This window comes from Enterobacter cloacae complex sp. 397G4 (assembly GCF_050031515.1).
In the GTDB taxonomy this organism is placed as follows: Bacteria; Pseudomonadota; Gammaproteobacteria; order Enterobacterales; family Enterobacteriaceae; genus Enterobacter; species Enterobacter hormaechei_C.
Genome location: NZ_JBLGWE010000001.1, coordinates 3,026,870 through 3,040,909 on the forward strand (window position 1 = coordinate 3,026,870; position 14,040 = coordinate 3,040,909).

The 14,040-nt window shown below is 55.4% G+C and carries 12 protein-coding genes and 2 tRNA genes; 7 read left to right on the plus strand and 7 right to left on the minus strand.

What is annotated here, in order from left to right:
• Positions 1-38: 38 nt before the first annotated feature.
• Positions 39-470: a universal stress protein gene (locus tag ACQG1Y_RS14605; RefSeq protein ID WP_003859525.1), complete on the minus strand. Its 432-nt coding sequence runs from the start codon at positions 468-470 to the stop codon at positions 39-41.
• A gap of 102 nt (positions 471-572) precedes the next feature.
• Between ACQG1Y_RS14605 and ACQG1Y_RS14610 the strand changes: the two genes are divergently transcribed.
• The 4 genes from ACQG1Y_RS14610 to ACQG1Y_RS14625 are packed head-to-tail and all read left to right on the plus strand — an operon-like array spanning position 573 to position 6,053.
• Entirely contained in the window at positions 573-887 is a 315-nt protein-coding gene (locus ACQG1Y_RS14610; RefSeq protein WP_154597617.1) for a hypothetical protein, read from the plus strand.
• Positions 888-943: 56 nt separating this feature from the next.
• Positions 944-2,029, plus strand: a complete 1,086-nt coding sequence (locus ACQG1Y_RS14615; protein ID WP_033487962.1) for an efflux RND transporter periplasmic adaptor subunit — start codon at positions 944-946, stop codon at positions 2,027-2,029.
• Complete coding sequence (locus ACQG1Y_RS14620; protein WP_059443810.1) at positions 2,029-5,091, plus strand: efflux RND transporter permease subunit; 3,063 nt, start codon at positions 2,029-2,031, stop codon at positions 5,089-5,091. The genes ACQG1Y_RS14615 and ACQG1Y_RS14620 overlap by 1 nt, the downstream gene beginning before the upstream one ends.
• Before the next feature lie 38 nt (positions 5,092-5,129).
• On the plus strand, positions 5,130-6,053 hold the full coding sequence (locus ACQG1Y_RS14625; protein ID WP_026080612.1) for an acyltransferase: 924 nt from the start codon (positions 5,130-5,132) through the stop codon (positions 6,051-6,053).
• On the opposite strand, the gene pagP is transcribed toward ACQG1Y_RS14625, so the two are convergent.
• Entirely contained in the window at positions 6,050-6,625 is a 576-nt protein-coding gene (gene pagP / locus ACQG1Y_RS14630) for a lipid IV(A) palmitoyltransferase PagP (protein WP_032671708.1), read from the minus strand. The genes ACQG1Y_RS14625 and pagP overlap by 4 nt on opposite strands.
• 256 nt (positions 6,626-6,881) lie before the next feature.
• Here pagP and shiA point away from each other — a divergent pair, with 256 nt between their 5' ends.
• Together shiA and ACQG1Y_RS14640 are read left to right on the plus strand one after the other, a co-directional pair.
• Complete coding sequence (gene shiA / locus ACQG1Y_RS14635) at positions 6,882-8,198, plus strand: shikimate transporter (RefSeq protein WP_368740581.1); 1,317 nt, start codon at positions 6,882-6,884, stop codon at positions 8,196-8,198.
• Positions 8,199-8,274: 76 nt separating this feature from the next.
• On the plus strand, positions 8,275-9,729 hold the full coding sequence (locus tag ACQG1Y_RS14640) for an AMP nucleosidase (RefSeq protein ID WP_015572404.1): 1,455 nt from the start codon (positions 8,275-8,277) through the stop codon (positions 9,727-9,729).
• Between the two features lie 119 nt (positions 9,730-9,848).
• On the opposite strand, the gene ACQG1Y_RS14645 is transcribed toward ACQG1Y_RS14640, so the two are convergent.
• Together ACQG1Y_RS14645 and emmdR are read right to left on the minus strand one after the other, a co-directional pair.
• Positions 9,849-9,924, minus strand: a tRNA-Asn gene (locus ACQG1Y_RS14645).
• 103 nt (positions 9,925-10,027) lie between these two features.
• Positions 10,028-11,446 carry a multidrug efflux MATE transporter EmmdR gene (gene emmdR, locus ACQG1Y_RS14650; RefSeq protein ID WP_023294986.1) on the minus strand — a complete coding sequence of 473 codons (1,419 nt, stop codon included), beginning with the start codon at positions 11,444-11,446 and terminating at the stop codon, positions 10,028-10,030.
• A 226-nt stretch (positions 11,447-11,672) separates the two neighbouring features.
• Between emmdR and ACQG1Y_RS14655 the strand changes: the two genes are divergently transcribed.
• Positions 11,673-11,748: transfer RNA gene (locus tag ACQG1Y_RS14655), tRNA-Asn, on the plus strand.
• Between the two features lie 146 nt (positions 11,749-11,894).
• On the opposite strand, the gene ACQG1Y_RS14660 is transcribed toward ACQG1Y_RS14655, so the two are convergent.
• The 3 genes from ACQG1Y_RS14660 to sbmC form a co-directional block, all read right to left on the minus strand.
• Positions 11,895-12,230 (minus strand): DUF496 family protein, encoded by a 336-nt coding sequence (locus tag ACQG1Y_RS14660; protein ID WP_000450410.1) that lies wholly within the window; start codon positions 12,228-12,230, stop codon positions 11,895-11,897.
• Between the two features lie 147 nt (positions 12,231-12,377).
• Positions 12,378-13,436: an FUSC family protein gene (locus tag ACQG1Y_RS14665; protein ID WP_033487301.1), complete on the minus strand. Its 1,059-nt coding sequence runs from the start codon at positions 13,434-13,436 to the stop codon at positions 12,378-12,380.
• 91 nt (positions 13,437-13,527) lie between these two features.
• The gene (gene sbmC / locus ACQG1Y_RS14670) at positions 13,528-14,001 is read right to left on the minus strand and encodes a DNA gyrase inhibitor SbmC (RefSeq protein ID WP_032671710.1); all 474 of its coding nucleotides are present in this window, start codon (positions 13,999-14,001) and stop codon (positions 13,528-13,530) included.
• Between the last annotated feature and the right edge of the window lie 39 nt (positions 14,002-14,040).

Here is a 14,040-nt window from a genome sequence, read left to right on the forward strand (position 1 = left end):
CTCGGGTTCTTTTCAGAAATCACCTTGCTTTCATGACATTAACGAATAACGAAAACAGGAACATGCGCGTAACGAACGATACTCGCCGCCTCTGATCCTAATAAATGAGTTTGAATATTTGGATTACGCGATCCCACAATAATCGCACCGACGTTAAGCTCATCCGCCAGTTTGATTACCTCATCACGTATATTCCCGCTGCGAACATGTAGATGGACATTTGCTTCCGGCAGGTTGATTTTTTTTACCAGCGCAGCCAGTTTTTCTTTAGCATTATTAATCATATATTCATCCATCTTTCTCGCGTCTGCAATAAAACCGCGGGTCAGTTCCGCCGAGAACTTTGGCATAACGTACAGCAGATGGACATTACCCGATGCGCTTTGCGCCAGGAATTGGGCATGCTGTAGCGCTTTATCAGACAATGCTGTTTCGTATACATCCACCGGCACCAGAATCGTTTTATACATATCAAGCATCCTTTTTATAACCAACACAACAGTGAGTGAATCAGGAGAGATCGCATCAAACCCATGGGTACAGGCGTGAATGCCTTTTACGGAAAAAAAGGAATGGATGCTATTAAACGTAGCACAGGAATATCAGGATGTTATTCAAAGGGGATACACCATCGTAACGCTTGTTTCGCCTTAGTATGTCACGCCACTAATAATGGTTATTTAACATTTATTTATTCACCGACTATGCTCATAGTCAGGCATGCAACACGTTTATTCTCTTTATCCCGCGCCACCTTCAACCTCATGGAGGAATGCATGTACGGTTTAAGCCTGATTCGCCTTGGTTTGTTTATTGCGCTCGCCATTATCGCCAGCACAGCAATCGGTTTATTTACCTATGTGGTCGTCTCGGCCCTGGCAGAATAGCGCCACCCCAGCATTGATGACGAAATAAATAAAACAATTATTATCAGGGGAATACTGTGAAGCGCTACCTCTCTCTTCTGCCTGCTGTTTTATTGCTGCTGACGGCGTGCGATCCGAAACCCGACCGCGCCGCGCCCCTGCCGAAAATGGTAAAAGTCGCAGAGGTGGTCAAGGCTGGCAACGCGCAGCAGCGCGTGTTTCCCGCCCGTATTGAATCCGGCGACGCCACGGATCTCGCGTTCAAACGAGCCGGGCAGATTGAGACCCTGGACATTCGCCAGGGTGCCATTGTCAAACAGGGGCAACGACTCGCCAGCCTCAACGCCCGTGAAGCCCGGCAGCGCCTGAACGACAGGCAAACGGCGGCGACCCTGGCTCAGCGGCAATTCGACCGCTTCCAGACCCTGGCGGGACGCCAGGCCGTGTCGAAAGCCGAGATGGATGTCCAGCGCGCCAACCGCGATTCAGCAAACGCCGCGCTACAGATTGCGCGCGAAGAATTAAGCCAGATGACGCTCGTCGCCCCCTTTAGCGGGACAGCGGCCAGCGTCCATGTGCGAAATCATCAGGTCGTCTCCGCCGGCCAGCCCGTCGTCACTTTGACCCGTACCGATCTGCTGGACGTGGTGTTCAGCCTTCCAGAGAACCTGTTTAACACCTTCGATATTCGCAATGCGCAGTACAAACCGGTAGTGAGGATCAACGCCCTGCCCGGTCGCGAGTTTACCGCTGTGTACAAAGAGCACTCAGGCAGTAGCGACAGCAACACATTGACCTGGCAGGTGATTTTAACCATGCCCCGCCCGGTTGATTTTCCCGTCGTGGGCGGCGTCAGCGGAACGGTCACCATCAATTTAACCAACCTTCCGGCTGGTGTGGGCAGTGAGGCGCTGGTAGTGCCGGTTGAAGCGGTCTTTAACCCGGATAACCGCCCGCGCAATGAGCCACATGTCTGGGTGGTGACGGGCGAAGGCGATACGTTGCACCTTGAAGATCGTAAGGTCAGCGTGGGGCAAGTCAGCGCTGAGGGCGTCGTCATCGTCGGTGGGCTTAAGGCGGGTGAACGCGTGGTGGCCGCAGGCGTTGGGGTGCTACATCCCAACCAGCCGGTACGTATCTGGACGCGTGAACGGGGACTGTAATGGATATCTCTCGTCAGTTTATCAGCAACCCGGTTCGCGTCTGGCTGACGATTTTGCTGCTGGGCGTAGGCGGCATTATTGCCCTGTTGAACATCGGCAGACTGGAAGATCCGGCGTTTACCATCAAAACGGCGGTGGTGATCACCCATTATCCGGGCGCGTCGGCGCAGCAGGTTGAGGAAGAGGTCACCCTGCCGCTGGAAAATGCGCTTCAGCAGTTACCTTATCTGGATAACGTCAGCTCCATCTCCTCCAGCGGCCTGTCGCAGATCACGGTCAATATAGCCTCGCGCTACCACTCAAATGCACTGCCGCAAATCTGGGATGAACTGCGTCGCCGGGTGGGAGATGCCGCCAGACAGTTTCCACCCGGCGTAGTGACCCCGTTTGTGAATGACGATTTTGGCGATGTGTTCGGCTTTTTCTTTGCCATTTCCGGAGATGAATTCAGCAATCCGGAACTGGTCCGGTATGCCGAGCAGCTGCGCCGGGAGTTGGTCCTCGTGCCAGGCGTGGGCAAAGTGGCCATCGGCGGAGCCCTCACTCAGCAGATTAACGTGGACATTTCTCTGAGCAAAATGGCCGCGCGCGGGATAACGCTGAACCAGCTTTCTGCCCAGCTCAGCAGGCTGAACGTGGTCTCCAGCGCGGGAGAGATCCCCTCCGGTACCGAGTCAATTCGTCTGCATCCTACCGGTGAATTCGAAAGTATTGACGAGCTGGCCGATCTCATCGTGACCCCGCCCGGCGTTGGGGCGGCTACCCGCTTACGGGATATTGCCACCCTGTCACGCGGGCTGGATGCGTCCCCTGCCAGCATCTACCATGCCAACGGCAGAAAAGCCGTCACCATGGGCGTCTCCTTTATCCCCGGCGTTAACGTGATCGACGTGGGACATGCCCTGGAGGCGAAGCTAGAGCAGATGTCAGCCGAGAAACCGGCAGGTATCCATATCGACCTGTTTTACGATCAGGCGGCGGAGGTCGGGCATTCCGTTAACGGATTTATCATTAACTTCCTGATGGCGCTGGCGATTGTCATCGGCGTGTTGTTGATCTTTATGGGCTTACGCAGCGGGATCATTATTGCCTTTTCCCTCGCCCTCAACGTGCTGGGCACGCTGCTGATCATGTATCTCTGGGGTATTGAACTACAGCGCATTTCACTGGGTGCGCTGATCATCGCCCTCAGCATGCTGGTCGACAATGCCATTGTTATTGTCGAAGGGGTACTGGTAGCCCGGCAGCAGGGCTCGTCCCTGATGAACGCTATTAGCGACATTATTCGCCGTTCTGCGCTGCCGCTGCTGGGTGCAACGGTCATCGCCATCCTGGCCTTTGCGCCCGTCGGGCTGTCACAGGATTCCACCGGCGAATACTGTAAGTCGCTGTTTCAGGTCCTGCTGATTTCGCTCATGCTGAGCTGGTTCTCAGCCCTCACCATTACGCCAGTGCTGATTAAGTGGTGGCTGTTTAAACGAGATGCTGCACCGCCAAAGGCCGACGAAACGGATCCCTATGACAAACGCATCTATCGGATCTATCAGGGTGTGCTCAACGCGCTGTTACGGCGTAAAGCGCCAACGCTGGTAGTGATGGCCGCACTGCTGGCCGCCGCCATCTGGGGCTTTGGCTCGGTGCGGCAGAACTTCTTCCCCTCCTCCAGTACGCCAATTTTCTTTGTCGACCTCTGGCTCCCTTACGGTACCGACATTAACTGGACCGAGAAGATGACCGGTGATATCGAGAAAACCATTAACGGCCAGCCAGGCGTGGAAACTACGGTCTCGACGATTGGTCAGGGAAGTATGCGATTTATTTTGACCTACAGCGGACAGCGGCAGTACAGCAACTATGCGCAAATTATGGTGAGAATGGACGACCAGCGTAACATCCCCGCCCTGACCCGCCACGTGGATGAGTACATCGCACGGAACTATCCGCAGGTTAACGCCAGCACAAAGCGGGTGATGTTTGGCCCCTCCGGCGACAGCGCCATTGAAATACGTATTAAAGGCCCCGATCCGGACAGGCTGCGTCTGATCGCCAGCCAGGTAGACAACATCCTTACGCGCGATCCGGCGACGGACAGCGTCAGGAACGACTGGCAAAATCGCAGCAAAGTGATCCGCCCGCAGTACGTCACCGCGCTGGGACGTGAGCTTGGCGTGGATAAGCAGGACGTCGATAACGCACTGGAGATGAATTTCTCCGGCAGTCGGGCGGGATTGTACAGAGAAGGCAGCGACCTGTTGCCCGTGGTGGTGCGCCCGCCGGAAAGCGAGCGGCTGGACGCCAATCACCTGAATAACGTTCTGGTCTGGAGCCAGACCCGGCAGCAGTATATTCCGCTGAGCAACGTCATCAGCGGCTTCGCGCTGGAGTGGGAAGATCCGCTGATCCTGCGCCGTGACCGCTCCCGCGTGCTGACCGTGCAGACCGACCCTGACCCGCTAAGCCAGCAAACCTCCGGCGATATTCTCGCCCGCGTGAAGCCGCAAATAGATGCCCTTCCCCTGCCCCACGGCTACAGCATTGAGTGGGGCGGTGACGCGGAGAACTCCAGCGAAGCGCAGCAGGGGCTATTTACCACGCTGCCGCTCGGCTATCTGGTGATGTTTGTGATCACGGTGCTGATGTTCAGTTCGGTGAAAAACGCCGTCGCCATCTGGCTGACCGTGCCGCTGGCGCTGATCGGCGTGACGCCGGGGTTTTTAATTACCGGCATCCCTTTTGGCTTTATGGCGTTGATTGGCCTGCTGAGCCTGAGCGGGATGCTGATCCGCAACGGCATTGTATTGGTGGAAGAGATAGAACAGCAGAAAGCGCAGCAGGATCAGCACAGTGCGATCGTTTACGCCGCCACGTCGCGCCTGCGTCCCATCCTCCTCACCGCCTTTACGACCGTACTCGGCCTCGCCCCTCTGCTGCTGGATGTGTTCTTCCAGAGCATGGCCGTTGTGATTATGTTTGGGCTTGGGTTTGCTACAATCCTGACGCTGCTGGTACTCCCCGTAATTTACGCGTGTTTCCATCGTAAGGACAAAGCTGAACAACAATGAATGCGACAGGGCTGAATATCATCAAGACGCTGGGGTGTATGACGGCGGTTACCTTTTTCACCATCTACAACACCTGGGATCATTACGATTATGACTATCACTGGATCCTCGGTTTTTTAACCTTCATTTCGACCATCGCCACGCCGTTATTTTTTGTGGTTGCAGGGTATCTGGACGGGCAATCCCGACACGGCACGCGCTGGCAGCTGGATAAGATCAAAAGTCTGGTGATCGTCTTTCTGTTCTGGGTAACGATTTACTACCTGTGGGAGCCCTATCAGCGCGGATATCTGATCCAGCCCTGGTTCGTGTTCGCGTTTATCGTGATTTACACGTTTCACCCGGTGGTGGAGTGGCTCAGCCAGCGACGAACGCTCTTTTGCGGGGTGATTGCCGCCCTGCTGCTTTTCTCATACGGGTACGATTTACTGTCAGCCCTCTATCCTGATGCCCATGTCCTTTCATTGTCGCCGCAGTATCGCCTGTGGACGTGGCTGCTGTTTTATCTGACGGGGCAGCTCTTTTGCGATCCGCAGATCGCGGCGTGGATCGGCCGCAAAAATGTGGTCAGGGCAGCGGTCATCGCCATACCGTTTATTTATCTCTTCACGTGGTTTTACGAGCGGCACTTCTTTTTTGCGCTATTTAAAGCAGACAGAAACGCCTTTATTCTCACCGGATCGCAAATCTACATTCTGATTATTGCCCTGGTGATTGCGGCCAACGGCGTGCGTTTTCGCCGCAATGCGGAGTTTAAAGAGTCCGTGCTGGCCGCCATTAGCAAAACCATGACCGGGGTCTATATTATGCACTACTCGGTGTTTCACCTGCTGACCGCGCTCATTCCGGTGACGTCCCTGAGCACCAAACTTGCTCTGATTGTGCTTACGTTTGTTACGTCGGTCCTGTTTTCGCTGCTGATCCTGTCCAACGCAGTGGCCAAAAAAGTGATCACCCTCTAAAAGCCCAGGCGCAGCCAGGCAAACAGCACGTTGCCGTTGTTGTAGGTCCCGGGAATATAGGTGAACTGGACGGTGACGCGCTTATATCCGGCAGAGAAAAGCGGGAAGATAAACGGCAGCGGGACATAGTTGGCAAAGTCGTCGCGTGCCGTGATCCCCGCAGCGGCCCCCAGCCCCAGACGGAAATCTTTTGCGTTATCCAGATACCAGCCCTTCTCCCAGCCGTAGCCCATCGCAGGCTGCCATTCGTTATGTGAATCTTTGAACATCATAGCAAAGAGCGCGCTCCAGTTGCCCTCGTCGTTGTAGCGGGACACGCCCAGCCCCCCGCCCCACGGCATTTCGTTGTAGTTGTCGGTTTTCTCTTTGTCATACATGAATCGAGCATGCCAGCTCAGAAACGGAAGGTAGAGATCGTAACGATCCGGCTGTTCCCAGGTTTGCGCAATATCGTCCGTTACTGCATCCCACCAGCGGTGAATACGCTGTTCGCCATAGACTTTCGGCTCCGCATGCAGCGGAGATACGACTAAAAACAGGACTACCCACAGAGCAGGAAAGAAGCGTTGCATCGTTATACCCTCAGCTTACGTCACGCAGCGATCGTTATTACTGTAAACCATTCAGCCCTAACCGGAGCCAAACAGGCTGATTTATGTTGTCGCCCGATAAGATGAAATTTATTTATTCTGCGCTTTCAGGAAAGATAAAAACGTTTTCTCAGGCCGCCTGTCGCGGTAGTCTCATACATTCCGTCAATATGACGGCCGTGATGTGAGTGACCTTTTCTTATACCAATAATTAAAAATCAGTACAGACAGGACAACTATGGACTCCACCCTTATCTCCGCTCGCCGCAACGAGGAGACACCTTCGCTTAACCGCGCCCGCCGCGCCGCTTTAGGTAGCTTCGCAGGTGCCGTCGTCGACTGGTATGACTTTCTGCTCTACGGTATTACCGCTGCGCTGGTCTTTAACCGTGAATTCTTTCCCCAGATCAGCCCCGCCATGGGCACGCTTGCTGCGTTTGCCACCTTCGGCGTCGGTTTTCTGTTTCGTCCGCTGGGCGGGATAATTTTCGGCCACTTCGGCGATCGCCTTGGCCGGAAACGTATGCTGATGCTCACCGTCTGGATGATGGGTATTGCCACCGCGCTGATCGGTATTTTGCCCTCCTTTGCCTCGATTGGCTGGTGGGCCCCGGTGTTGCTGGTGACGCTGCGCGCCATTCAGGGCTTTGCCGTCGGTGGTGAATGGGGCGGCTCGGCATTGCTGTCCGTGGAAAGCGCGCCGAAGAACAAGAAAGCGTTTTACAGCAGCGGCGTGCAGGTGGGTTATGGCGTGGGTCTGCTGCTCTCCACGGGCCTGGTGTCGCTAATAAGCCAGCTCACGACAGACGAGCAGTTCCTGAGCTGGGGCTGGCGTATTCCGTTTATCTTCAGCATTGTGCTGGTCGTGGTGGCCCTGTGGATCCGTAACGGCATGGAAGAGTCGGCTGAGTTTGAACGGCAGCAGCGCGAAAAACCGGTCGCGAAGAAACGGCTGCCGGTGATGGAAGCGCTGGTGCAGCACCCTGGCGCTTTTCTGAAAATCATTGCCCTGCGCCTGTGCGAACTGCTAACGATGTATATCGTCACCGCCTTTGCCCTGAACTACTCCACGCAAAACCTCGGCCTGCCGCGGGAATTGTTCCTGAATATTGGCCTGGTGGTGGGCGGGATCAGCTGCCTGACCATCCCCTGCTTCGCCTGGCTGGCGGATCGCTTTGGCCGTCGACGGGTGTATATCACCGGGGCGCTCATCGGCACACTCAGCGCCTGGCCGTTCTTTATGGCGCTGGAGGCACAGTCGGTCTTCTGGATTGTCTTCTTCGCGATCATGCTTGCGAACATCGCTCACGATATGGTGGTCTGCGTGCAGCAGCCAATGTTCACCGAGCTGTTTGGCGCAAGCTACCGTTACAGCGGCGCGGGCGTGGGATATCAGGTGGCGAGCGTGGTCGGCGGCGGGTTTACGCCGTTTATCGCCGCCGCGCTGGTGACGTTCTCGGGCGGTAACTGGCATAGCGTGGCGATTTATCTGCTGGCGGGTTGCCTGCTTTCTGCCGCCACCGCCCTGTTGATGAAGGAAACCACGCACAGCTGATCTCCTCACTTTTGTTTCACAGGCGTGTGACATACTATCGGGTAAAGCCGCACACCTGTGGAACAAGGAGACAGACATGAATAATAAGGGCTCCAGCCTGACCCCGGCTCAGGCGCTGGAAAAACTCGACGCGCTGTATGAACAGTCCGTCAATGCACTGCGCAGCGCCATCAGTGACTATATCGAAACAGGGAAACTTCCCGATGAAAAGGCCAGAACCCAGGGCCTTTTTGTTTATCCATCGCTCTCTGTCACCTGGGACGGCAGCGCCAGCAGCAATCCGAAAACCCGCGCCTATGCGCGTTTCACCCACTCCGGCTGTTACAGCACGACCATCACGCGACCTGCGCTGTTCCGCCCCTACCTGGAAGAGCAGCTTACCCTGCTGTATCAGGATTACGGCGCGCATATCAGCGTTGAACCGTCCCTGCACGAGATCCCTTACCCGTACGTGATAGACGGTTCAGCGCTGACGCTGGATCGCTCCATGAGCGCGGGGCTGACCCGCCACTTCCCGACCACTGAGCTGTCGCAGATTGGCGATGAGACGGCGGACGGGATCTATCACCCGGCAGAGTTTTCACCGCTGTCGCACTTTGATGCCCGCCGTGTCGATTTCTCGCTGGCACGCCTGCGTCACTACACCGGCACCCCTGCCGAACATTTCCAGCCGTTCGTGCTGTTTACCAATTACACCCGCTACGTGGACGAATTTGTCCGCTGGGGCTGTAGCCAGATCCTCGACCCGGACAGCCCTTACATCGCCCTCTCCTGCGCGGGCGGGATCTGGATCACCGCCGAAACCGAAGCACCGGAAGAGGCCATCTCCGATCTGGCGTGGAAAAAGCACCAGATGCCAGCCTGGCACCTGATCACCGCCGACGGTCAGGGCATTACGCTGATTAACATCGGCGTTGGCCCGTCGAATGCGAAAACCATCTGCGACCATCTGGCGGTACTGCGCCCGGACGTCTGGCTGATGATCGGCCACTGCGGCGGCCTGCGTGAAAGCCAGCTGATTGGCGATTACGTCCTCGCCCACGCTTATCTGCGTGACGACCATGTCCTTGACGCGGTTCTGCCGCCGGATATTCCTATTCCGAGTATCGCGGAAGTGCAGCGCGCCCTGTACGACGCCACTAAAGAGGTGAGCGGCATGCCGGGTGAAGAGGTGAAGCAGCGCCTGCGTACCGGTACGGTCGTCACCACCGACGATCGTAACTGGGAGCTGCGCTATTCCGCCTCCGCCCTGCGTTTCAATCTCAGCCGTGCGGTCGCAATCGATATGGAAAGCGCCACCATTGCCGCGCAGGGCTATCGCTTCCGCGTCCCTTACGGCACGCTGCTGTGCGTGTCCGATAAACCGCTGCACGGCGAGATCAAACTGCCGGGCCAGGCGAACCGTTTTTACGAAGGGGCGATCTCAGAGCATCTTCAGATTGGTATTCGCGCCATCGATTTACTGCGTGCAGAGGGCGACAAACTGCATTCCCGCAAGCTGCGCACCTTTAATGAGCCACCGTTCCGCTGATAACAAGGACCCACTCACCCGGCCTGGGATTCCGTAGGTCGGGTAAGCGGAGCGCCACCCGACAATTTCACGAACGCAGAAAAGCAAAAAGCCTGCTTTAAAAGCAGGCTTTTTAAATTTGGCTCCTCTGACTGGACTCGAACCAGTGACATACGGATTAACAGTCCGCCGTTCTACCGACTGAACTACAGAGGAATCGTGTGAACGGGGCGCATATTATCGATGCGCCCTGAGGATGTCAAAGGGTGAATGCAGATTTTCAATCGTTTGCCGATTTATTCTCCACTTCGCACATTTGTCAGGCACTTGCCGTTTCCGAAACCTCCTGCTCCGGTTTTTTTCGCGGATATTTCCACAGCCAGCGCCCGCTCACCATGCGCCAGTAGAACAGCGCCCCGCGCACGGCCCAGTCAAGGAACATCCCCAGCCAGACGCCGACAACGCCCATACCCAACATTACCCCCAGCGTGTAGCCCGCCACAACGCGACAGCCCCACATGCCGAGCATGGAGACCCACATCGCAAACCGGGCATCGCGCGCCCCTTTCAGCCCGGCAGGAAGTACCCAGGACGCGGCCCAAATTGGCATAAACGCCGCGTTGAGCCAAATGAGCACCTTCACGACCTCCTTCACGTCATTTTCATGCGTATAGAACGAGGCCATCAGCCCGGCAAAAGGCGCAGTTCCCCACGCAATCGCCGTCAGTCCAATAGTTGAAAGCCAGAAGACGTGCCGAAGTTGCCGTTCCGCCTGCCCTATCTGCCCCTTTCCGAGGCGTCTGCCGGTGATGATCGTCGACGCCGACCCCAGCGCGTTTCCCGGCAGGTTAATGAGTGAGGCGATGGAGAAGGCAATAAAGTTGCCGGCGATGACGTCTGTTCCCATCCCGGCAACAAACATCTGCGTCAGCAGTTTCCCACCGTTAAACAACACGGATTCGATGCTGGCCGGAATCCCGATCCCCATCACTTCCCAGATAATGGCGAAGTTAAGCGGACGGAAATAGCTTTTCAGCGTCAGGCGCAGCGATGGCGTAATTCCCGCCATCAGTACGCCAATTATCGCCGCCGCACCAATATAGCGGGAAATGGTCAGCCCTAAACCCGCGCCGACAAAGCCCAGCCCCTCCCATGAAAAGACGCCGTAAATCAAAACGCTGCTGATAATGATATTCAGGATGTTCATGCCGCCGTTAATCAGCAGCGGAATTTTGGTATTTCCTGCTCCACGAAGCGCACCGCTACCAATCAGCGCGATGGCAGCCGCAGGATAACTCAGCACCGTCATTTCCAGGTAGGTGAGAGCCAGATCCTTCACCTCGCTGGTCGCTTCTCCCGCGACAATGTCGATAATTTCTTTGCCGTAATAATGGATAACCGCCGCAAGGATGATCGAAAAGAGGGTCATGATCATCAGCGACTGTCTGGCCGCTTCGCGGGCACGCTTCGGATCAAGCTTGCCCAGGCTAAACGCCACCACCACCGTCGTACCGAGATCGATAGCGGCAAAGAAGGACATCACAACCATGTTGAAACTATCCGCCAGCCCTACCCCGGCCATGGCTTCTTTACCGAGCCAGCTCACCAGAAAGGTGCTCAACACGCCCATCAACAGGACGCAGGTATTCTCCAGGAAAATAGGCACGGCAAGGGGGGTGATTTCACGCCAGAAGAGAACTCGATAACTCTTACGTTTTGCATACCAGGGCGTGCGCATAATCGCCTGGCGTAGGGGTGCGGTGACGTTCAAAATGGACCTTAGCGAGAAAGTTGAAACTCCATTTCAAATGATGGGGCAGAAATGCGTATCCTGCAAAGTATTTTCCATAAAATTATGTTTGGATTTACAACAAAATGACGACAGAATCATCAAACAAACGCTTTTGCCTGAGATCAGGTTTGACAAAAGTTTTTTCGCCGCTAAGATAAGCCTCCACAACGATTCCTCTGTAGTTCAGTCGGTAGAACGGCGGACTGTTAATCCGTATGTCACTGGTTCGAGTCCAGTCAGAGGAGCCAAATTTAAAAAGCCTGCTTTTAGAGCAGGCTTTTTGCTTTTCTGCGTTCGTGAAATTGTCGGGTGGCGGCTTCGCCTTACCCGACCTACGTGATAACAGTCCTGTAGGCCCGGTAAGCGCAGCGCCACCGGGCAACAGAGTGTGCGATTACTCGCCTTTAGCGTCGACGTTTTTGATTTCGCCCATCACTTTCAGCTTCTTGGAGATGTCGCGACGCTCTTTGGACAGCTCAGCGTTTTTGATGATGTAGTCATCAACGCGATCTTCATAATCGCTCTTCATGCTGGCGATGATGCCCTGAATTGCTTCAACGCTCATGCCAGGCTTGATGTAGTCGCTCAGGTTGTCCAACAGCAGGACACGTTTCTGGTTGTCACGGATCTTCTTCTCTACGTCCTGGATTTCGCGCTGTAGCTTGTTTTTGCGGCGGAACAGGCGGACGAACTCCAGAACATCCTGGAACGAAGGCTTGGTAGTTTCCATTTTTATACCCCTGATAATGTGAGATTCGGATTCGTTAAAGCAACCGTTTTAACAGACAGCGGCTGCGAATGACAATGAGTATATCGTTTAAAACCATCATAACCCTAATTGTTGCTGAATCGAAGCAGCAGGCATCACATACGCTTTTTATTTGCGCAGTGCCCGGCAAATCAGCTGCGATAACAACTCCAGCTGTCGCGCCAGCTCCATACTCAGCCAGACATAACCATGGATGGGCGTTTCCGCCACATTGTCGCCCTGGCGCTCATTCATCAGCTGTTTGAGCTCGGTGACGATTTCGTTCAGCCGCTCGCTGTTCGCCCGTATCGGCTGTGGGTTACCTTCGTAGAGCGCATGGGCGATGGTCAGCAGGGTTTGTTGCGTCATCTGCTGCGTCTCTTTCAGCGTATGCGCGTTGAGCATCAGAAGATGGCTGGGGCGTGAGGCCCAGTGGGCATTGATTTGCAGTTCAAGCATACAGACCAGATTACGGCTGACCGTCTGAATAGCTTCAAAAATGGCTTTCTGGATATGGGTTTCTTTGCTTGCCGGGGTAATCAACCCGCGCATTTTGACCACATCATTGAGGATTTTTTGCAGGTGCTTTTCCAGACGCGGGCGCTCAATCAGATTCGGCGAAAACCCGGCCTGGTAGACCCGGTTAAATGCCGTGACGTAGTTTGCCATCTGAATGCGCCAGTGCAGGAAGGCGCGCTGCGGCCAGATGCCGGTAAACAGCATGGCGAGCAACGAGCCGAGGATCACGTCCCCGCTTCGCCACAATGCGGTGGTCATATCGCCCGCCGGTGCGCCGACCACAACCGCGAGCGTAATGCCAATCAGCAGCGCCTGATACGGTTTCTTGCCGAGGGCCAGCCATCCACAAAGAAACATCGCCACCGCGCACCACAGCAACATGACCGGAAACGAGATCAGCTCCAGCTTCAGGGCGATAAGCCCAAGCGCTGAGCCTAAAACGGTGCCGCCTATGCGTTCGAAAGCGCGCGGGACCACGTTCCCCCAGAATGAGATCGGCCCCATCACCACCACCAGCGTGATCAGCGGCCACGTCCCTTCCGGGATATCCAGCAGACGAACCAGTACGAAGGTCAACACAAACGCCAGCGCAATGCGGCAACCGTGCACCACGCGATAATGTTTGTATAACCGAATTTCAAAAGGGGTTAATGACTTGTCGGGGCGCACACCCGTCTCCAGCTCTACGGCAAACCACAATTGTACTGTGTTTTCAGCCGGGTGGATCGCGCCCGGCTGAAAAACCCTGCATTCCGCAGGATTATCCCACTTTGTGCTCTACCGGTACAAACATCTCAATATCCCAGTAGCCGTCAGCATTGCCATCGTTCAGATAGCGTTCGAAGCAGGGTTTTGCCGCGATCTGGAATTTGTTGTCTTCCAGCAGGGAGTTGAAGAATTGATACCACGGAGTGGCGAAATCATGATTTTCGACGCGCGCGGCGGCAATAGCATACTCTCCGGCAGCAATTTCGGTCATCATCACCCCTTCGCTGTTCTCAGGGATAGTGAAATCGTCCGCTACCGTTACGGCGGTAACGCAGCGGAGCTTTTCTGCCGGCACGTCATCCGGATTGTCATAATAAACGGCCACCCACTCCTGCGGCTGAATATGACGCCCGTCTACCCACATGACCAGCTGTTCAAATCCCTGCTTGACCGTCTTTTCCCACGGTCCCACGAGATGAAAGCCAGCGATCGTACGTTTCTGTTGCTGCCTGATGCTGTAGTCCATGCTGCCTCCGTTTATTACTGTATATATATGGGTCTTCCC